The following is a 22099-nucleotide window of genomic DNA, read 5'->3' as shown; positions in this document are numbered from 1 at the left end:
ATATTATTAATCTCTCCTATTTATCTTCTAATTTTTCTATTACATCTTTAAATTGAGGTAAATGCTTTTTATGCGCTACTAACATTTCATCTAATACAATTTTAGAAACTTTTCCACTTGGAACTAGTGGATTTATTGTAAATGCGTGAAGTGCCTTATCATAATTACCTGTAACCGCTGCTGAAATTGTTGTTTCTTCCATTCCCTTCATTATTTGAACCATACCTCTTGGAGCCGGATCAAATTTTCCAAAGTTAATTGGTTCTGGTCCATGGGATGTAATTATACTTGAAACTTCTACTATAGAGTCATATGGAAGATCTTCTAATGCCCCATTATTCTTTGTACAAACTACCATTGTTGTTCTCTTATCATTATAGATTGAAGCAATTAATTCGCATGCCGCATCACTGTAGTGAGTTCCGCCTCTCTTAGTTAATTGTTCTGGTTTATAATCAAGTTTTGGATCTTTATATAATTCAAATAATTCTGCTTCTGTTCTTTTTACAACTTCTGCTCTAGTTTCTCCTTTTGAGAAACTTTCAAGTTCCTCTTGTAGCATATCATCTGTAACATAGTAATATCTATGATATGGACAAGGTAAAATTCCTAGATCTTTAATTTGTTCATAGTTAAATTTAATATCTTTTATATTTGCAACTCCTGCATCCTTCTTTTCTTCTGCTAGTTCTGGGTTATACAATTTTTCAATTACTTCTGCTGTTCTTTCATTTCCTTCTTTATCCCATACCCTATGCCAGTGGAAATGGTTTAGCCCTGCAAACTTAAAGAATAACTCACTTGAAGGAACATCAAGCTTTTTGGCATCGTCTTCTATACAATTAATTGGAACATTGCACAATCCAACCGTTCTATCCCATCCACCATATTTAATAGCCGCTTCTGTTACCATACCAGATGGATTAGTGAAATTGACAAGCCATGCATCTGGGCATAATTCTCTCATATCATCTATTATGTCTAAGATTACTGGAATTGTTCTAAAGGCTTTAAACATCCCACCAGCACCATTAGTTTCTTGTCCAATCATTCCATGACTTAAAGGAATTCTTTCATCTTTTATTCTTGCATCTAAAAGACCTACTCTAAATTGAGTTGATACGAAGTCTGCATCTTTAAGTGCTTTTCTCCTATCTAAAGTTAAATTCACTTCCCAGTCCAAACCTGCTGCTTTAACCATTCTTTGAGCCATAGCTCCAACGATTTCTAATTTTTCTTTTCCATCTTCAATATCGACAAGCCATATTTCTTTTATTGGAAGTTCAGCTTTTCTTTTAATAAATCCTTCAATTAACTCAGGAGTATAACTTGATCCTCCACCAATAGTTACTATTTTAATTTTTTCTTTTCTCACAGTACATTTCCTCCCTTGATTTATATATAAACTTTATTTTCCAATCACATTCTAATAAAGTGAAAACACCTCAGAATTAATTCTAAGTGACGGGAATTTGGAGTTATCCACACATGTATATGGTTTAAGTAATCCTTTACTTAAAGATATCATAAATCAAGGTAAAATATCTGAATTTGGAGATTTTAGTGACACATGCTACTTTTTAGTTATTTGTTTTTTTATAAAACAAGTTGTTTTATAAAAGTTCATGAAAAATATTCCAGATACTCTCCCATGCTCAGTTCACAAGAGAATATCTGGAATAGATTAAAAATTATATTTCCTTAGCTTAAAGGATTTTGAGCAGATGATGTAAACTTATCTTCTATTTCTAAAAAGATATTTCTATCATAGTAGGTGAAGATAGTACATACTATGCTAGGTACAAAAATTAGAAATACAATAGAAACAGATTTTAGTAAATAATATGCCAAAACTAAGACAATAATCTTTAAAATAGTAGTAGGGAACTTTTTAATCATAAAATATAAGGATAACATTAATAAATCCTTTAATTTAAGCTCAAACCTAGAATTTATAGAGAAAGCATATAACCCTGCAACCAGCAATATTATCATAAGTAAAGCAATAATTATATGTATACCCGTTTGAGGCATATTCACATAGAAATATCTAAAATCAATGAAAAATATTGTTATTAGGATAAGCTCAATAAGCCAAAGCTTAAGATTAGAAAAAAAATTCTTCTTATAGGAATTCCAAAAGACTGAAGAAAAATAAATATCTTTCTCACGGATTATCTTCCCTATAGTGCTATATAACGCACCTAAAGATGGTCCTAAAGGGATTAGGCATATAAATAAAAGAAAGAAATTAAAATTATCAGGAGATATTACAGTTAAAATTAAAAGTAGTATGAGAAGTATATTGCAAATTGCTACGTAGATACTACTTAAACAAAACCCAATCATATAATTTGTAATCGCATAAATTGGTTTATCATAAAATTCTTTCATTGTATTTCCTCCTATACTATTAGTCGTTCTGATTCTATGAAGATTTGATAGCAAAATAGATTTCAATATGTTTTTTCTATACTAAAACTCTCTTCTGGTCCAAAAAACGAATTTGGAAGTTTTCCTTTTGATAATACCAGCTTTTGCAATACTAATCCTGCATCCAATCCATAGAATCTAAGTGTGTGCATTCCTTTATCTAATTTATGAATAGTCGTAGTTATATGAATATTTTCCAAAACTGCATTGCACCAAATGTCATTATTGTAATCTCCAGCAATAAAATCCTTTGGCAGAGCATCTGCTATAGTTGGTTTCTCATCATCAAAGGCTACTGCATATTTTAATCTGCTCTTTTTAGTTAAATTATTGGTTGGTGCAACGTAGGTTGTTAGAGTAAATTCTGCGTCCTCATTCACCCTTAATCTATATTCTAAATATGGTGCATCTTCTGCTTTTTCAAAGGACACAGTTGTAGGGAACATCTTCATTGAAGATAAAGTACGCCCGTAATTTTTAAGTACTTTCCATTCCACATTTGATTTTTGGGCTTTATCTACTATATGCTCTGCTTCAATAGAAACCACATCATGTGCCTCAACAAAGGTCATATCTGGTAAACCAGTGATATCAATAACTTCAGCAGTAACGTTTACCTTTACTGTTTTACCTGTACCCGAAATAATTATGAAACCACTTGATGTCTCTGATACTTTATTCCAATCTATTAAAACATTAATTTTTATTCCATCAGATATAGTTCCTTGTTTACTATTTAGCTTTATCCAATCTGCACTTGTTTCAATTTTATAATCAAATTCTGTGTTTCCTCCATTGCTGATAATAATAGAATAACTCTCTTTACCCAAGTTTGTAAAGGCCGGCAGAACCGCTGTACCATAGCAGTATGCTTCTTCAGTTCCTTGTACATCTACAATCATGGCACTTCCATCTTTTAGCGAAATTTTAAAAACTTCCGGATACGTCCAGCTATCAGGACTCCATTCCATATATCCTATATGAGGAGAACTCATCATTCCCTTCCACTTACCATTAGACATATTGTCATTATAATAAGCCTGCATTTCAATATCTTTTACTTTACATTCTTCTACCAATTCAGCATATAAATTTGTAAGTGCACTATTTCGTTTATAATACAGATTATTTAATCCTGCATATATCTGCATTTTAACAATATTTGCAGATGCTGCTGCAGGATAATAAACCAACTGGTAATATGCGTCCTTATATACTTCTGGCATCTCATCATAATATTTCTTGGATTTATTCTCTAAATCAATTGCCTTTTCCATCACTCTTTGTGCTTCATTATAATTTATATAACTATATGTATCAGCAAAAGTGACCTCAGGTTTTCTACATCCGCTCATTTTAGTGTAGCCTATTAGTATACTCTCGATCCCATCTAATACATCTTCGTCTACAGCATTTCCAAATTGCTGCATCGTCCACTTCTTTGTATATTCCTTGGTCTTATTTCTTCCATTAACACCCCAAGTTTCAAAGTCATAGGCCAAATCTAAGAAGTAGGAAACAGGAAATTCATTTGGTTTTAAATCTCCAGTGTTAACAATCCATATATCACGTACACCGTAATCATAAGCCATAGTCATCTGTTCCCATACTTTTTCAAGGGGAGTTGTATTTACCCATTCATAAGAACGTGGACCTCCATGATAATCAAAATGGTAGTACATTCCCCAGCCAGCCTTGCGATTTCGTTCTGCTTCCTCTGGGAGGGTACGTACATTAGCAAAGTTATCATCTGCGAGCATAATTGTCACATCATCCAATACATCCCAAGTTCTTAGTCCCTCTGCATTATCTGTTCCATACCAATATTTTTCTACTTCCTTATATATAGTAAGAACCTGAGGTACGTCCTCAAGACCTTGTTCTTTTAATAAACGCTTTTGTGTTCTGATGATATCCTTTAAAAGTTCGATGTTTTCTTCTTCAGAACCTTTTAATGCAGAGTCTTGCTCTCCTCTCATACCTATAGTGATTAGACTTTCAAGACCCTTGTTACGCTTAAGTCCATCTTCCCAAAACTTTGTTATAGAATTTGCATTGCTTGAAAAATCCCATATTGGGTTTGTACTATATTGACCATTAATATTCTTCCATTCTTCACCTGCTCTAAACATTGGCTCATGATGAGATGTCCCCATTACAATACCATATGCATCAGCAAGCTCCGCATTAGCTAAAGGATAGCTTTTACCATTTTCACTAAATACAGCACTCCACATAGCTGGCCACATAAAGTTTCCTTTTAATCTCAAAATCAACTGAAATACCTTATCATAAAATTCTTCATTAAAATCTCCAAATGCATTAGTTACCCATGATCCTAAAGATGGCCATTCATCATTTAAGAAAAAGCCTCTATATTTTACAGATGGTTCTTTTGAAGTGATGTTTAACTCTTTATCTGAAAAAATCAATTCTGATTTCTTTGCTGGCATAACATCTGCAAAATAAACCCATGGACTTACTCCAATTAGTTCTGAAATACGATAAATACCATAAATTGTTCCTCTTTTATCACTTCCTACAACAACAATAGCTGTATCAACACCTTCAATAGGCTTTTCAACAACCTGTGTCTTATAGCATTCACGCTTGTCCTTTATTGAGTATACATCTATTTTTCCTTTCGCAATTAATGAATCTATAATTTCGTTATTTCCTATTGAGCCCGCAATAACTACTGTTTCCTTTAATTCTTCCATGTCTGGTACTACTGCTGGAGTTATCCCTGTAACTAAATTAACATCTTCTGCAAAGGAATTAGCAACAAGCTTTAAACCTTTATAATCTTTTCCTTTTGTATCTATATATATGGCAGCTGATTTTCCTGCTGCTACAATTGTTACGTTTTTCATACTTCTTATCTTACCCCTTCATGATTCCTATATAATTATCTTCTATGACCTACACGCTAAATGAATAACAATATGACTTAATATCATTCTTACTATGCAATTTCCATAAACCTTTATTAATATGACCTAATTTAAACTATAGTATAGTCCTTTGAGCTTCATAAGTTCCTCATGAGTTCCTTCTTCAGCAATTGTATTATTGTCAATATATAGAATCCTATCAGCATTTCTTATGGTGGATAACCTATGTGCTACTATAAACGCTGTTTTGTCATTAAGAATTACGTCCATTGCCTCTTTAATTAAATTCTCTGTCTCTGTATCTATAGAGCTTGTAGCTTCATCTAGTATAATAACTGAAGGATTTTTAAGAATAATACGAGCAAAGCTTATGAGTTGTTTTTCCCCTGCTGAAAGTCCTGCACCACGTTCCTCAAGCTCCTGATAAAAGCCATCCTTCATTTTATCTATACATCTGTCTGCAAAGATAGTCTTAGCCGCCTTAATACATTCTTCATCTGTTGCATCTGGTCTTCCATATCGTATATTATCTATTACAGTGCCTTTGAATATAAAAGGATCTTGCATCAATACTCCAATTTCTCTACGAAGTGAATCAAGAGTAACCTCTCTTACATCAATGCCATCTATCTTAACACTGCCTTTATTTACATCATAAAATCTTGTAATAGTATTAATTACTGTTGTCTTACCAGCACCTGTAGGTCCTACTAACGCAATAGTTTCTCCTGGCTTCACATGGAGATTAAAGTCCTTCAGGACATCTACTCCGTCTTCATATGCAAAAGTTACATTATCAAAATCAACCTGACCTTTTACATTTTTGAGTTCGATTCCGCTATACTTACTTTCAATCTCAACAGAATAATCAATTGTATCAAATACCTGCTCTAAGTTAGTACTTACCTGAGCCAATTGTTGTATAATGATAGCAACCTGTGTAAGAGGACCGCTGAAAAGGCTCATATAACTGATGAAAGCGACTATTGTACCCGCATCAATATTGCTATTTCCTTGAAGTATCAAATATAATGCTGTTCCATACAAACAGAGAGTACCAAGGTTCCAAAATATTTCAACAGTTGGTGTATTAAGTTCATTTCTCATAACTATCTGCATCCATGTTCTAGCGCTAATATCGTGAACTTCCATATATATTTTTTCATTCATATCAATTCTATTATAGTTCTTAACTATTTTTTCACCCATAATTGATTCCACAAGAAACGCTGTTCTGTTTGAAAGCCTTGCTCTGTGATATGCAAACAGCTTCCTTATTGAATACCTGAGTCCGAAGACACATATCATCATAGGGATAACTGCTCCAAAAACTATAGCTGTAAGCTGAGGACTTATTGCAAGCATAAATATAGTAACAACTACTATTTTTACTATATAGATAAGAAATAACAGCAAATTGTTGGTAAAAAAATTAGCCAGATCATTAATATAATCAGTGACACGTACAACTATCTTACCATCAGGCCTTGAATCAAAGTAATCAAATGACAGCTGTTGAAGTTTATAAAATATGTCTTTCCTTATTTTCGCAATTATGTTATGCCCCGTTTTACCCATAAGTCTTTGATGAGCAAACGTAATTCCTATTTCAATAGCTGCAAGTACCAAAAACCCAGAAACTATGAGTACCAGTTCCCCATACTCCTTAGCTATAACTGTATGATTAATAATATATCTGAGTAATAATGGCGCCATCATTGATACTGCCGCTGAAATAAGCATCAAAAAACCTACTAGTATAAAAATATTTTTATACGGGAAGATATAACGTACAATTCTCCCAAACTGCTTAATATCCAATTTCTTTTCTATGATTTCATCCTGAAAATACGTATTTCTCTGTGCCATCTTATCTTCCCACCTCACCTGTTGCTAGAGCATCAAAGTCGATAACTGATTTTCTCTGGGCTTCTTGAATTTTATATACCTTTGCGAAATGACCTCCAAGCTTCATAAGCTCATCAAAGGTTCCTCTCTCTGAAATCATACCATCCTGCATATAAATTATTTCGTCACAATCAATCACTGATGACATCCTGTGGGCTGAAATAAGAATAGTTTTATTGGGATAATGCTTTTTAATATCTGCAAGAAGTCTCTTCTCTGTATCGACATCCAATGCACTTGTTGAATCATCAAGTATAAGTACAGGAGAATCTTTGAGAAGTGCTCTAGCTATAGAAACTCTCTGCTTTTGTCCTCCTGATATACCCATTCCCTTCTCTCCAACAATTGTTTCATAGCCTACTGGAAGCTTTTTAACAAAACTGTGTGCTTGAGCATGTTTTGCCGCTTTTATTACCTGTTCTTTTTCAATTTCAGGCTCAGCATATGCTATATTAGAATCAATAGTATTAGAGAAAAGAAATACTTCTTGAAATACATACGAAAAATTACTTCTAATAGCTTTAAGGGAATAATCTCTTATATCGTTTCCATTTATCTCGATGCTTCCACTTGTTAGGTCGTGGATACGCACTAAAGACTCTAAAAGCACACTTTTACCACTTCCTGTTCCTCCTACAATACCAACCTTTTTCCCATATGGAATATCAAGGCTGACACCTTTAAGTACATCATTCTCCTCCATGGTAAGATATGCATTCTTGACACGGATGTTAGGTACGCCACTTATTTTTAAATTTGCTTTGCCATCAGTTATTTTAGATTCGCAGTTAATGAAATTCATCATTTTTTGTCCTGAAACAAACTGTTGCTGCATTTGGAACAATGTATTGTTAATCTGTGATATATGATCCATTATCTTAAGTACATAGTTAGAGCATGCAACAAGGTATCCTACCATCATATATCCTTTTATAACAAGAATTGTGCTGATTGTAATAGTTCCGATATATGATATCTGCTTAATTGAACTAAATATAACTTCAAATTTAGCCGATAGATTAATTTGGCTGATATAGGAATTTTTCATTTTCTCGTTGGACTTATCAAACTTCCTCTTTTCAAGCTCTTCATTAGTAAAAGAACGAACCAGACGTACTGCCTCAATATTCTCCTGAACATTCAAACTCATCTCGCTATTACTCTTTCTTATATTGCTGTAATTAGCCTTTGCTGCCTTTTTAAAATTCTGCAATGCAATAATGAAAATCGGCATCATAACTAGTGGAATTGCAATAAGGCTGATATTAATACTTGATAATAAAAATGTGCATGTAATTAGTACAAATATACTATCTAATATATTGGGAATCATTCTGCAAAAAAGTTCCTTATACATAATTGTATCGAAATTCATAGTCGTTAATAATTCCCCAGTATTATATTGTGAAATAGCCTCACTGTCCAACTCCATGAGTTTGCGAAAAGTAATTACCCTTAAGTCTCTCTCCAAATTAAGGCCAAGGCGTTGATTCGTAGTATTTTTAATATAAATAAGAATTATCCTTGCAATAAGGAAAGTTATAAACATAACTGCTAAACTTAGAAAAAGTTTCACTGAATGAACCTCACCATATTTGCCACTAAGCACAAATGAAAATATCCCATTATTTGCAGGTTTATTATCACATATAACATAATCAATAAACATTTCTGAAAATATAGGAATCATTAGATCTGCAATTATGGCTGTATAACTAACAAGCTGTATAATAATGGCCCCTGGTAAGTTCCTTTTCCAATATTTAAAACCAAACTGTAGCACTTCCATAAAATCACTCCTTTCTTTATGAATATGTCCATGCCTTACCGTAATGTTTAATTGAGAGAAATCTCCCAATTAAATTCACCTTTATCTCAAATTTAATTGATAAGTTCCCAGTAAATTAAATCCTCATCTCTGTTAACTTCTTTTAATCCCGCTTTTTCTAATATTCGAGCAGAAGGTTTATTGCCAATCAAACATTCAGCCTTAATAATATTAACGCTTTCTTGTAATTTTAGCCAAGCCATAATAGCATCTAATGATTCCGAACCAAAACCTTTTCCTCTCTCATCTTCTACTAGTCCAAATCCAACTTCAACTTCGCCATTTTTATTTGGCTCTCCATGGAAACCTATATCTCCAATTATTTTTTTATTATTTTTGTCTACTATCATCCAAGTTTCAAATCCAGTTGGTATTTTAGTCTTTTCTAGTGAACTATTTATAATAGGCAAAATATCCATTGTATCTTCTGTAGGCCATTTTTTATCACATTTAATTCCAAGCTTCTCAACTTCCACACTACTTCCCTTTATTAATGATTGTGTTATCTCCAATGTCATAGGTATTAATATTAGTCTAATTGTATGCAAATTTTTTATATTCATTTTATTTTCACCTCTTAACAATAAGTAACCTTCCTTCCTAAAATCTAACATCAGGCTTTGCAACTATCTGCACTACTAAAATTAATATAATATCAGTAAATGTTATCAATTCGTATTAAATTATGATTTTTATTAAAAACATGTCCCCTTAAAATTTACCACTAATTAAAAATTAAAAAACCTAACAAATTATATTAAAAACATTAAAAATTATATCTTTTAAATTTTTAGTTTACTCCCAATTCATAAATTTATATACAAAAAGAGCTGGACACCAATATTTTTTAGTGCAACAGCTTCTTTTCTATCAATATTATTTAATCTTAAATTAAAAACTTCCTAATTATATCCAAACCCCAGTATAGTAAAATACTTACCCTTACTGTCTTCTGATATCTTTATTTCTACATTATGTTCCCTGATACTTTCCTCCTGGTATAAAATAACTGCATTACAGTGTGTCCAGCCTACTGCTTTTGGATCTGCTGTTAGCACAAAAGTACCATCCACATAAACATCTGCCTTACCAAAATCCATTCTTCCTGAATCCTTAAAGACCAACAGCAAGCTTCTGCTATTAACTTTCAAATGAAAACTGTCATCTCCAGAATCCGGCGTATGCATCCAATTATATGGAAATTGTGGTATACCAAGAGGATTGTCATCCATTTCTACAAATTGAAGTTCTTCATCTGTTTCTTTAAAACTTCCCTGTTCTATTACTGCACCACATTCATTGTCCTTCTTATCGATAAGATGTATGCCTACAAATGAATTACCTATAACTGGTTCTTTATCTAATGAAACATCCTTCTCATCCAAAGAACTATTTGCAGTTTGTTCCAATAAGTATGCAAGACAGTCTGTCATTATAGCATGTCCGTCATTGGTAGGGTGGTAAATATCATAAAAAAACTGTCTCTTAGTTATAATGTTTCCTTCCTCTTTGGTAAACTTAAATTGTTCAACCACAGCATCAGATATACTTACCATAGGCAAGTCATAAAGCCTTCCTACCTGTGAAAGTCTTTCCTGCAAGTTCCAATCATTAGCGAATACACTGAACAATAAAACTACTGCTGGTTTATTTTCGCACGAAAGTATATTCAGGATTAAACTTTCATAACATATGCCTTTTGTCTCGTCCCCTTCATCATTCACAGCAAACTCAACAACTACAATATCTGGTTTTACCTTTCCATCTCTGAGAACATCTCTGTCGTATCGTATCATACCTAATTCAGAAGGTGTTCCACCTACTCCTGCCTTTACAAAACGGACATTATCTCCACTATTTTTTCCATACATCTCTTTAAATTTAACAAAAGATCTATAGGCATAACATTCTGTATGAATAGGTTTTGCCCCAGCTCCCTGAGTAATAGAACCACCAATATAAGCAATGGTTACATCTTCTCCTTCTCTTGCCTTATCTATTGCAGCTTTTAGCCTTCTGTTATTACCCATATTTAAAAGAGATTTTGAAATCATGGAATTATACTTGCCACTTCCAAATTCCACGGGCGGATCCACAGTAATTTCAGGCACCTCATATCCATTCTTCAAATAAATCTTCACCGTTACCTTTGCTGTCAAACCTGGCTTCTCAAACTCAAATGCCATCTTGCCCACAACATCATCATCTGCTAGCCACTCATAATCCTCCAGCTTAAGGATTACCTCATCTCCATTTCTGGTACATGGAACCTTAATACATGTCCCTCCTCCATATCTGTCTACCTTCCCATAGTTTTGAAATACAAAATCAATAGTTCCTACATCATCTGATGTCGTTACTGATACTCCGATACTATGAACAAGTTTATGAACACCTTCACAGTCCTTCAGAAGTTCAATGATTTTTTCATCATTAACACCTCCTACAAATTGAGCATTAGTCGCCAAACGCCCTTCATCTAAATAAATTTCCTGTGCAGGTTTTTCCCCTAATCGTGCAGTAGCCTCTATAATCTTATCTATCATTATATAGAAACCGCTGCGTTTTTTTTGCGGATCCTTAGGTGCTTTAGGCCCTAATTGTGAATTATTAATCATATCTCTCTATCCCTCCTCTTGAGATAATGGAAAATAGGCTGACAATTTTCCCAGTAGTGTGTCACTATGATTAAGTTTACGTTTACAATAGAAAGTACACAACGCATCAACAATACTAAAAATAAGCTAAAATCATGTGGTCATACTGATAGGTATATTCGCTGAATTAATTCTAAAATTATCTTACTAAAATTGTTATTAATTTAAAACCTATAAAACTATAGATTTTATCCCAGTTTTTATATATAATTGATTTTTCATATTAACCCTCACCCTTTTATCACTTCTAAATTAATTTCTTTCATTACGGAATTGATATGGTGTAAGCTTCGTATTTTTCTTAAAACACTTACTAAAATAATTACCACAAGAAAAACCACATTTTAAAGCTATTTCATTTACAGAAAGCTCTGTGTTATGAAGCAGCTCCATTGCATGCTGCATCCTGATGTTTGTAAGATATTTCAATGGATTTACTCCTGTTTCCTTAGTAAATTCTCTAGTAAAATGACTAAGAGAAATTCCAAACACCTCAGCTAATGCGTTAATTCCTTCAAGTTTTGAAAACTCATTTTCCATTCTTTCTATTGCTATTCTTGTTCTCATGGAATAATCATCTTGATTATAAGCAATTTTACTACATAACAGACACAGAAAATGAAAAACTGTTTCACTTCCTACATAAGGCTGAATATGCATTCCATTGCTTAAATTTTCATGAAACTTTAATAAATACTGTATAACACTGCTATTTTCAGAAAGGGTTATAATCTTTCCTGTTTTGTTCACTATCTTATCATAATATGGCTTCACAGCAGTCCCTTCAAAATGAATATATAATATCTGCCATCCATCCTCATCTAAATCATTTGGGCAATAATATTTTTCATCATCTGGAATTTCAACAAAAAATGCCTTCCCTGCCTCAATGCGATATTTTTGATTTCCTGATTCAAAAACTCCATAACCTTTTAAAGTGTATTGAAACAGATATCCCTTTATATCTCTAAGATTATTATCAAAATAATAATCAGAAGCATTCCTCTTTTCAACTCCCATATCCTTCAATTCAAATGGTGGATTTGGAATTTCGTCAAAAAATACAAAACCATAAGATCCAAATTTATATGACATCAAAAATTCACCTCTTTTATCATTTTATCGCTCTTGATTCTCTAAAAAGTGCTGTAATATACTTAATATAAAGTATCATATCAATATAAAATTGTATAGTATTATCACATCAAAAAAATACTTTATTTCAAATCACAGTTTAATGTGATACTTAGGTTAATTCATTAAAAATTTATTATAGAAAGGATTTTTATTATGATATTAAAAAACACGTTTGCTAAAACTCCACCTCTGGGTTGGAATAGTTATGATTATTATGATACTACAGTAAATGAAGCTGAAGTAAAAGCTAATGCTGAATATATGGCAAAACATTTAAAATCTCATGGTTATAATTATGTTGTTGTTGATATTCAATGGTCTGATCCTGATGCAGGCACTGATAGAACAAACTACCAATATATTAATTTTAGCCATTTTAATATGGATGAGTATTCTAGGCAGCTTCCTGCTGAAAACAGGTTTCCATCTTCTAAAAATGGTGCTGGTTTCCGTCCTCTTGCAGATTATATTCATAGCTTAGGTTTAAAATTCGGTATTCATATTATGAGAGGTATTCCTAGATATGCTGCTCATACACATATGAAAATTAAAGGTACTGATATAACTGCTGATAAAATTGCAAATCCTTATTCTGTGTCTAAATGGAATCCTGATATGTATGGGGTTGATTATCAGAAGCCTGGTGCTCAGGAATACTATAATTCCATTTTTGAACTATATGCACAGTGGGGTGTTGATTTCGTAAAGGTCGATGATATATGCAACACTAATTTCTATATAGATAACCCATATTCAGCCGAAAAGGAAATCGAAATGATTCATAAGGCTATTTTAAATTCTGAAAGAGATATGGTTTTAAGTCTTTCACCTGGACCAGCTGTCATAGAAAAAGCTTGGCATTTAGAAAAGTATGCAAATATGTGGCGTATTACTGATGACTTTTGGGATAATTGGGACTCACTAAAAGATATGTTTAAACGTTGTGAGATTTGGCAAAACCATGTATCAACTGGCTGTTATCCCGACTGTGATATGATTCCAGTTGGGTGGTTAGGTAAAGGTTTTGGTCAGGAACGCTATACTAATTTTACAATCGATGAACAGATTACATTAATGACCCTTTGGTGCATATTCCGTTCTCCTCTAATGATTGGAGCTGAATTGACCAAATTAGACTCACAAACTTTAGAACTTTTGACAAATGATGAAGTCCTTCACTTAATATCAAATTCACATGGAGCAATTCAAGTAGAAAGTGATAATAAACATGCAATATGGTTTAGTAGAGATATTAATGATAATAGTTGTTATTTAGCTCTATTCAATTTATCAGAAGAAAGTCAAATTCTAGAGATCTCTTTAAAAGATATTGGAATTAATTCTAAAGTTTCTCCTCGTGATTTATGGAAACATGAAAATTTACCTCCAGTTGAAGATGTACTTATTGCTAACATTCCCTCACATGGTGCATCACTATATAAATTATAATAAAACAACTGTCGCCCCAAACTACAATTATTCTAACTTTAGTCATATAAAATAAATTCTTCATCAGACTGGAAAGTAAAGTACCATCATAGCAGGCCCATCATGGTACTTTACTGACACAGGGTGATGGAAAATATGCAACTTAATGATCTATTAATTTTTTATTGTGCCTAATGTCTATATTTGAAACCTTAGCACCGTTACATTATATTGTTAAAATTCATAAGTGAATTATACTTAAAATTTCATTAATTATTATCTTCTATTATACTGCCAAATATTGTCCTGCCTGCACACGCCACATTTCAGCATATTTTCCATTTAGCTTTAAAAGCTCATCATGACTTCCTACTTCGATAATATTTCCATTTTCCAACATAAATATTTTGTCAGCTAAACGTGTAGTAGAAAGTCTGTGAGAAATAAAAATTACTGTTTTATTTTCAGTGGCCTCTAGCATTGAATGATTTAATTGATACTCAGCGATTGGATCAAGAGCTGAAGATGGTTCGTCTAATATAATTAGACCTGAATCTTTATAAAATGCTCTTGAAATGGCAACTTTCTGAGCTTCTCCTCCAGATAAATTTACACCATTATCTTCGAACTCTGCTGTAACAGGGGTATTAATTCCATTCTTCAAGCTTAATAACCTCTCTCCGAATCCGCTTTTCACTAAGGATTCCATTATTTCATCTTCTGCTGCTTCATCTGCATTATCCATTAATACATTCTCTTTTACTGTAGCAGCATACATATTATAATCTTGAAAAACAGTTCCTATATAATTACGATACTGCTCTACATCATACTCCTTAACATCTATGCCATCTAATAAGATTGTCCCACTTTTTGTATCATATAAACGCATAAGAAGCTTTATTAATGTTGTTTTCCCTGCACCATTGTAACCTACTAATGCAATTTTTTCACAAGGATTAATTGTAATACTTAAGTTATTAATAATATTTCCTTCTTCTTCTTTATAGGCAAAACATACATTACTAAATTCTATTTTCTTTGGTTCCTTCGGTACTTGAAGCTTCTTTTTACTGAATATTTCTGGCTTGTAATTTAAGAAATTGCGGATTTTATCAACATATAGACTCGTCTCACTCGCATATGGATAAACTTCTGTAACGATGCGAAGGCTTCTTTTTAGATTTCCAAAGGAATTAAATAAAATTACAACGCTACTGTATGAAACAGCACGTATTACTACTGCTTTATATACTAAATATATAATATAAAGTACATCACTTATAAAATCATTGCATAAGTAATCTTTAACAAAAGTAATGATAAATTTTCTTTTTGCATTTGCCTTATCAATTTTATAAATTTCATCATTTGCCTCGTTGAACTGTTCAAAAAGCTTATTAGAAACATCAGGATTTAATCGTAATTCCTTTGCATAATCATTTAGATAAAAGACTCTATTAATATATGATCTTTTTCTTTCATAAGGATTTTTTTCTAATCGAATACCATAGTTGATTTTATTACTTATTTGAATGAATACAAAAGAACATATAAAAGAAAATACTACAAAAATTACCGAAACGGAATCTTTTATTAAGAAAAAAGCCCCCGTAGTAACAAATACAGTAATTCCACCAAACAGCTTGCTTAAGAAATCCATCATTCTATCAACCTGCTTATCTGCTTCCGAAACCGCTAAAACAAATTCATTATAATATTCCGGATTATCATAACATTCCAAGTCGAGTTCCTGTGCCTTTTCATAAAGCATACTCTTGAATTTTTGTTTCATCTTTGGTAGTCCTTTTTGGGCAATAGACTGATACATCCAGGCATTGAAAACCATGCCTAAACATATTAGTATAAATAAAACAATCAGAAATATAGCTACATCTCGAAATGGCCTTCCAAATTCAATAGATTCTAGTACAAATCCTATTCCATAAATGTGTTCGATAAATATAAAAACTTCATTTCTGACCATCTCAAGAATATAGGCGATAATATATAAAGGTGCAGCAGAAAAGCATATTTTTAATACGAATAAATTGTTATCAATTACCTGCTTAAAAGTTTGTTTCTGCTTCATAACTCTACCCCCTCTATGCTGTTTAATGCCAGATAGTTCATGGCTTGTTTTGTATACATATCTGCATAAGAACCCTTCATTTCCATTAATTCCTCATGAGTACCCTGTTCTATAATTTCTCCATTTTCAAGCATGAATACTTTATCTGCATTACGTACAGAAGAAAGACGATGGGATATAAATATCATTGTTTTATTCTTACTCTCTTTCATAATACTCTTATATAGTTCATACTCTGCAATAGGATCTAATGCTGAAGAAGGTTCATCATAAACTTTAATTGGTGCATCTTGGACAAAGGTCCTTGCGACAGCAATCTTCTGGTATTGTCCGCCAGAGAGTACAGCACCACTTTCATCGAATTCCTTTGTTAAAATGGTATCAATTCCTTTTGGAAGAGTACCTACTTTTTCATAAATACCAGCCTTTTTTAATGCTTCCATAACTGCTTCGTCTTCATTTTCACATTCATGCTCCATTAAAACATTTTCTTTAATAGAAAGCGCAAGAACCTTATAATCCTGAAATGCCGCTGTAAATAACTTTCGATAAGCTCTCAAATTATACTCTTTAATATTTTTTCCATTTACAAAAATTTCTCCATTAGTAGGATCATATAGTCTAAATAACAGTTTAATAATAGTAGATTTTCCGGCACCGTTATGCCCAACTAAAGCAGCTATACTGTTACCTTTTATTTTGAAATTTAGATTTTTCACAATGTATTCGTTATCTTTATAAGCAAAACTCACATTACGAAATTCTATTGATGAAATAAAGGGTTTAGGTATAATTCCTTCCCAATCTTCTGGAATTGCTTCCTTATACTCCATAAAAACTCTAAGGTTTTTAACAAATAATCCATTTTTCATAGTTTCCAAAATTGAATTGAAAAGTCCAATTAAAATCCAAGTAGAAGAAACCATAATACTTGAAAGAACGGCCATTTGCGAAAGAGATATACTTTTAACTATCATTGCTTTGTATGCTCCATATAATAAAACGCCTTCAAAAATTATAGTAAATGTAAAGATATTCTTTAAAATATTTACTGGTACAATCTTTGGTGCATAATTCCCTGCGATAGATACAGTTCCTTCCACAGCTTTATTATATTTTCTTATTATCAGTTTATAAATCTTTGATAATCTTATTTCCTTTGCATACTCAGCAAGGTACATAACCCTGTTTACATATTGTGATACTCTCTCGTTTGGTATATTATCTTCGTACCTTTTTAACTCAAGCTTATTCATTATTCCCCCAAAAACAAAGTTACCTATGATAGGAAAGATAACAAATAATACAGCCATATTATCGATAGAAAACATTGTATAAAAAACTATGAGGGTCGCAATAGCACCCGTAACCACTCCCCAGACATTCTTAATAACACTTGTAATTTTATCTCCTGCCCCATCAATAGCCATAGTATATTTATTATAGAATTCAGGGTTTTCAAAGCAGCTAAGCTCAACATTTCTTGCTTTTTTATAAAGCTTTTCATATAACCCTTTATATATCGTTGTAGAATTTAGCTGCATTGTGACATTATTTATATAACTCCTATATAAGGCTATACTAACAAATAAGATACACGTAATTATTATGAAATTAAGTATGTATTGAAAACTTTTCTTCTCTTCAATTCCATTAATTATGTACCTCATAAAAACTGCGCTGAAGAATATCCATTCAAAATAATCAAGCGCAGATGATATACACGCATGTATTATAGTGCTTTTACTTAACTTCCATCCCATTTTCATTGCAAAAATATTGTTTTTAATTGAAGACATTCTTAATGTATCTATCTCTCTTTTCAAATTGTTACCCCCTAACTTCTATAAATTAAAATTAATTATAAACTTCTAAAGCTTTATCCATTTCCCCTCATATTCGGTTAATATTTTTTATAACCTATAATAAAATGTAAAGGAAGCCACAAGATAATTCTACTAAAAACTGTAATTATATAAAACGTATGAATTATAGATTTTATACGAATTTTTATATATGTTTTCTAATAAATACCAAGTATAATAACAAACTCACAGTATAATGAATATTTTCCTTTAGAATTATTGTTCTAATCTATATATAAAATTTTATTCGTTTCTAATAGAATTTGTAACTTTATCTTTGTCTAGTTTTATTTATTAAATTATCATCAAAAATAAAAGATGCAGCTAAATTAATAGCTGCATGCTTTTCATATTACTTTACATTAAAACTTATTCTGCTTTAAGTGAAACATTATCAATATATACTTTTGTTGGTTTAGGATTGCTTGTGTTACCAAGACAGAATTTTAGTTGAGCAGCATCATCTTTAGGCATTGTGAATCTTATAGTTACATGTTTCTTAGTACCATCAAGTGCTACTGTTTCTGATGCATATGCATGATAAGCTACATTTTCTTCAATTTTAGCCTCTATATCTCTAGCTTCTTCTGCCCAAGCATCAAATTCTAAAACATAATTAACGTCTTTCGACAAATCTACAAGATCATTACCAAACAACATTACATCCCAAGGGTTTGATCCTACGTCTCTAACATCGATAGCTGCTGCTTTATCTGCATCATTCGTTATACTAAATGTTGCTGCAGCTGGAGTTGTAACTGGAATATTAAATCCCCAATTGCTAAATTCTGAACTAAAATCTCCATTGATAATAAGATTATCATTATTTTCTGGCGAAATAGTGAATTCATTGATTTTTTCTAATTTAACATTATCTACTGTAACAGTATGCTTATCTTTAATTTGTGTTCCATTTACAGCTCCCATTGATATTGTAAATATTGCATTTTCATCAGTAGGCTTCTTCATTTCAAATTCATTAGTATATGTTTCAAGATCGTTACCTACTTCTATAACTTTTGATCCTGAATAAGGATCCCAATTATTATCTTTACTTCCATCTCTTTGGATTGCATACATAATATCTCTATCAATTGTACTCTTAGCATCAAAGCTTAATCTATACTTTTGACCTTCTTCTAATTTAACATTATTTTGTTTTAATTGAATCTTCCAATCAGCATCTCCAGTATCAGCGATTTCTAATTGAACTGCATTTTTTTCCTTTAAACTATCAACTCCATATGAAACTGCACTCTTCATATTTCCATCTACAAATACATCCCATCCCATTAAACCAGTATCAAAAGCACCATTTCTTATAAGTGAATTTTCTTCAATTCTTACATTATCAATGTATGTTATGCCTTGTCCACCTAATAATAATTCTAAATCCTTGCTACTTAATTCTTCTCCTGTTGCAAATTCAAATTTGAAAGTTTTCTTATTATTAGTAAGATCAGCACTAAACTCTTCACCATTAATATAAGCTTTTATAGTCTTATCTTTATCTGCATATGCATCAAAATAAAGTGCATAATTATCATTTTTTGTTAATGCAAGATTAGTTTGTTTAACTACTACATCTTCTAATAATGAATTATTATCTTTTACATCTACTTTTAATTCTCTTGAATTATTAATGTTTGCTACATTAATTTGTGTATTCGTAGATTTTGATTTAACTTCCCAGTACTTCATACGATCTTCACCAACATCAAAAGTACCATTATTTACATAGTTTCCATCAGGCATAATTTTCTTTGATTCATTTTCATCTTTTTCAATTTGTCCAATTTTTTCAATCTTAACATTACTTAATTCAACATCTGCTAAAGATCCTTGATTACCTAAGTTAAACTCTAATCTACCATTGGCATCATCTTTTTTCTCCATAGTAAATTCATATGAGTAAGTCTTAACATTAGTTGTTAAATCCACCTTAGTATCGTTAAAATATCTTACATATGATCTATCTGGTCCTGAAACATCCGCAATCATAGTTCTATCTTCATTTGCTTTAGCATCAAATGTAACTCTATATTTACCGCCTTCTTTTAATGGTACTCCTGGTTGTACTAATTGTATTGAATATTCTGCTGTTCCTGCATTTTCAGTGCTAATTGTCATTTTATTATTGGCAATATTACTATTTCCTGTACCATTAAGAGCCGTAAGAAATTTCCAGCTTCCATCATCTTTCGAAAAATCTCCATTTATTATATAGTTCCCATTTTTATCAGGATCTCTTAGGATAACTTTTTCTGCTTCAGGCTTTTTAACATTTTCATCATAACTATCTAATTGATATGCCTTTATATAATCAACTTTAAACTCTGCATTATCAAAATCTGTAGTTTCATCAGGATTTCCTGGCCAGCTTCCGCCTACAGCTAAGTTAAATTGCATATAAAATTCTTGATCAAATGGTGCTGGAAAAGTTACTTCATCTCCACCTTCAACCGCTGTAAACCAGTCATTAGCTGTATAATATAATTTTCCATCAATATACCATCTAATTTCTCCTGGGACCCATTCAATTCCATATGTGTGATAATCATCTGCAAATGTACCCTTATCTAGTACATACGTACCTTGTTTTTGTTCATGTGGATCTCCATAATGTATTGTTCCATATACTTTATTAGGTTCATTTCCCAATACTTCCATCATGTCAATTTCACCACATTTTGGCCATTGCCCATATAAACTTTCATCATTAGGCATCATCCATAATGCAGGCCATAACCCTTGTCCCTTTGGAGCTTTTGCTCTTACTTCAAATTTTCCATATTTAAATGTTTTTTTATCTTTGGTATTTATCTTTCCAGAAGTATAGTAATCCTTACCGTCCTTTTGAGTTTTTATAGCCTTAAGAACTAAATTTCCATCCTTAACAAAAATATTTTCCTTAGAGTCAGTATATTCTTGTAATTCATTATTAACCCAACCTGGATCATGTTTTTCGGAACTCCAATTATTTTGATTTAATTCATTTCCATTAAAATCTTCTTGCCATGCAAGCTTCCATTTGTTTTGTTCTGGATTTTCATTTCCATTATTTCCAGAATTCCCGGAATTTGACCCCGAATTTCCAGACGACGAATTTCCTGATGATGAGTTACTTGATGATGAATTTTTAGATGGTGTACTACTTGGCAAAGTCTCAGTCGTTGCCGGCTTATCGGCTTGTTTCGTAACACCAACACCTTTGTTATCAAAAGCTTTAACAGCCTGTGGTATTTCTCCCAAAGCCTCTCCACTATTACTAAAGTTATATTCCTTATTGTCTATTATGACTTTACCAGTTTGCATTGCTCCTGACGATGCAAGTGAATATACTTTTCCATTAACTTCAACTACTCCCGTTTGCATTGCTCCTGATGTATCTGTAAAATACCAAGTACCTTTATCATTTACCCAACCCGTTTTCATTGCTCCTGATGCATCTGTAAAATACCAAGTACCTTTGTCATTTACCCAGCCTGTTTTCATTGCTCCTGATGTATCTGCAAAGTACCATGTTCCATTATCATTTATCCAACCAGTTCTCATTGCTCCTGACGAATCAAAATTATACCAAATTCCATCTATTAACTTCCAATTTGTAGCTACTCCACTATCATCTACATAACTCCAACTGCCATTATCTGACGATTGTTTCCATTCCGCATTTACTCCACTTTGAAGCATTACTGGTATCATACTAGCTGCAATTGCTCCAGCTATAATTTTCTTTAATTTTACACTTTTCATTAATAAACATCCTCCTTGTTAATCAACCGTTTACAAATTTTTACTTTTAGCTATTATTCATACGCGTTGTGCTAGTTTTAAATGAACACAAATGTCTGCGA

At 32.1% G+C, this 22099-nt stretch carries 12 protein-coding genes; 1 reads left to right on the top strand and 11 read right to left on the bottom strand.

Features of this window, described 5'->3' with window-relative positions; all coding sequences use genetic code 11:
* Positions 1 to 16: 16 nt before the first annotated feature.
* The 8 genes from CLCHR_RS00990 to CLCHR_RS00955 all read right to left on the bottom strand — a co-directional run bounded on the left by CLCHR_RS00990 (position 17) and on the right by CLCHR_RS00955 (position 12815).
* A complete protein-coding gene (locus CLCHR_RS00990; RefSeq protein ID WP_079437791.1) occupies positions 17 to 1375 on the bottom strand; it encodes a 6-phospho-beta-glucosidase in 1359 nt (452 codons plus the stop codon).
* A gap of 326 nt (positions 1376 to 1701) precedes the next feature.
* Positions 1702 to 2394 carry a DUF624 domain-containing protein gene (locus tag CLCHR_RS00985; RefSeq protein WP_079437790.1) on the bottom strand — a complete coding sequence of 231 codons (693 nt, stop codon included), beginning with the start codon at positions 2392 to 2394 and terminating at the stop codon, positions 1702 to 1704.
* A gap of 62 nt (positions 2395 to 2456) precedes the next feature.
* The gene (locus tag CLCHR_RS00980; RefSeq protein ID WP_079437789.1) at positions 2457 to 5306 is read right to left on the bottom strand and encodes a glycosyl hydrolase 115 family protein; all 2850 of its coding nucleotides are present in this window, start codon (positions 5304 to 5306) and stop codon (positions 2457 to 2459) included.
* 126 nt (positions 5307 to 5432) lie between these two features.
* The gene (locus tag CLCHR_RS00975) at positions 5433 to 7196 is read right to left on the bottom strand and encodes an ABC transporter ATP-binding protein (RefSeq protein ID WP_079437788.1); all 1764 of its coding nucleotides are present in this window, start codon (positions 7194 to 7196) and stop codon (positions 5433 to 5435) included.
* A gap of 1 nt (position 7197) precedes the next feature.
* Positions 7198 to 9024 (bottom strand): ABC transporter ATP-binding protein, encoded by a 1827-nt coding sequence (locus CLCHR_RS00970; RefSeq protein ID WP_079437787.1) that lies wholly within the window; start codon positions 9022 to 9024, stop codon positions 7198 to 7200.
* A 92-nt stretch (positions 9025 to 9116) separates the two neighbouring features.
* The gene (locus CLCHR_RS00965; RefSeq protein ID WP_079437819.1) at positions 9117 to 9626 is read right to left on the bottom strand and encodes a GNAT family N-acetyltransferase; all 510 of its coding nucleotides are present in this window, start codon (positions 9624 to 9626) and stop codon (positions 9117 to 9119) included.
* A gap of 339 nt (positions 9627 to 9965) precedes the next feature.
* A complete protein-coding gene (locus CLCHR_RS00960; RefSeq protein WP_079437786.1) occupies positions 9966 to 11681 on the bottom strand; it encodes an SGNH/GDSL hydrolase family protein in 1716 nt (571 codons plus the stop codon).
* Between the two features lie 291 nt (positions 11682 to 11972).
* Positions 11973 to 12815 carry an AraC family transcriptional regulator gene (locus tag CLCHR_RS00955; protein WP_079437785.1) on the bottom strand — a complete coding sequence of 281 codons (843 nt, stop codon included), beginning with the start codon at positions 12813 to 12815 and terminating at the stop codon, positions 11973 to 11975.
* A gap of 195 nt (positions 12816 to 13010) precedes the next feature.
* Here CLCHR_RS00955 and CLCHR_RS00950 point away from each other — a divergent pair, with 195 nt between their 5' ends.
* The gene (locus CLCHR_RS00950; RefSeq protein ID WP_079437784.1) at positions 13011 to 14306 is read left to right on the top strand and encodes a glycoside hydrolase family 27 protein; all 1296 of its coding nucleotides are present in this window, start codon (positions 13011 to 13013) and stop codon (positions 14304 to 14306) included.
* Between the two features lie 265 nt (positions 14307 to 14571).
* On the opposite strand, the gene CLCHR_RS00945 is transcribed toward CLCHR_RS00950, so the two are convergent.
* From CLCHR_RS00945 to CLCHR_RS00935, 3 genes are all read right to left on the bottom strand, one after another.
* Entirely contained in the window at positions 14572 to 16377 is a 1806-nt protein-coding gene (locus tag CLCHR_RS00945) for an ABC transporter ATP-binding protein (RefSeq protein ID WP_079437783.1), read from the bottom strand.
* Positions 16374 to 18203 carry an ABC transporter ATP-binding protein gene (locus tag CLCHR_RS00940; RefSeq protein WP_242965971.1) on the bottom strand — a complete coding sequence of 610 codons (1830 nt, stop codon included), beginning with the start codon at positions 18201 to 18203 and terminating at the stop codon, positions 16374 to 16376. The genes CLCHR_RS00945 and CLCHR_RS00940 overlap by 4 nt, the downstream gene beginning before the upstream one ends.
* Positions 18204 to 18611: 408 nt before the next feature.
* Positions 18612 to 21998 carry a carbohydrate binding domain-containing protein gene (locus CLCHR_RS00935; protein WP_079437782.1) on the bottom strand — a complete coding sequence of 1129 codons (3387 nt, stop codon included), beginning with the start codon at positions 21996 to 21998 and terminating at the stop codon, positions 18612 to 18614.
* Positions 21999 to 22099 lie beyond the last annotated feature (101 nt).

The sequence above is a fragment of the Clostridium chromiireducens genome (genome assembly GCF_002029255.1).
GTDB lineage: Bacteria > Bacillota > Clostridia > Clostridiales > Clostridiaceae > Clostridium > Clostridium chromiireducens.
This window is presented reverse-complemented; position numbering and strand designations above follow the sequence as displayed.

Bases quoted from the DNA above. Each gene is read 5' to 3' on its own strand.
- CLCHR_RS00985 (WP_079437790.1), bottom strand. From the start codon at position 2,394: ATGAAAGAATTTTATGATAAACCAATTTATGCGATTACAAATTATATG.
- CLCHR_RS00980 (WP_079437789.1), bottom strand. From the start codon at position 5,306: ATGAAAAACGTAACAATTGTAGCAGCAGGAAAATCAGCTGCCATATAT.
- CLCHR_RS00975 (WP_079437788.1), bottom strand. From the start codon at position 7,196: ATGGCACAGAGAAATACGTATTTTCAGGATGAAATCATAGAAAAGAAA.
- CLCHR_RS00970 (WP_079437787.1), bottom strand. From the start codon at position 9,024: ATGGAAGTGCTACAGTTTGGTTTTAAATATTGGAAAAGGAACTTACCA.
- CLCHR_RS00965 (WP_079437819.1), bottom strand. From the start codon at position 9,626: ATGAATATAAAAAATTTGCATACAATTAGACTAATATTAATACCTATG.
- CLCHR_RS00960 (WP_079437786.1), bottom strand. From the start codon at position 11,681: ATGATTAATAATTCACAATTAGGGCCTAAAGCACCTAAGGATCCGCAA.
- CLCHR_RS00955 (WP_079437785.1), bottom strand. From the start codon at position 12,815: ATGTCATATAAATTTGGATCTTATGGTTTTGTATTTTTTGACGAAATT.
- CLCHR_RS00950 (WP_079437784.1), top strand. From the start codon at position 13,011: ATGATATTAAAAAACACGTTTGCTAAAACTCCACCTCTGGGTTGGAAT.
- CLCHR_RS00945 (WP_079437783.1), bottom strand. From the start codon at position 16,377: ATGAAGCAGAAACAAACTTTTAAGCAGGTAATTGATAACAATTTATTC.
- CLCHR_RS00935 (WP_079437782.1), bottom strand. From the start codon at position 21,998: ATGAAAAGTGTAAAATTAAAGAAAATTATAGCTGGAGCAATTGCAGCT.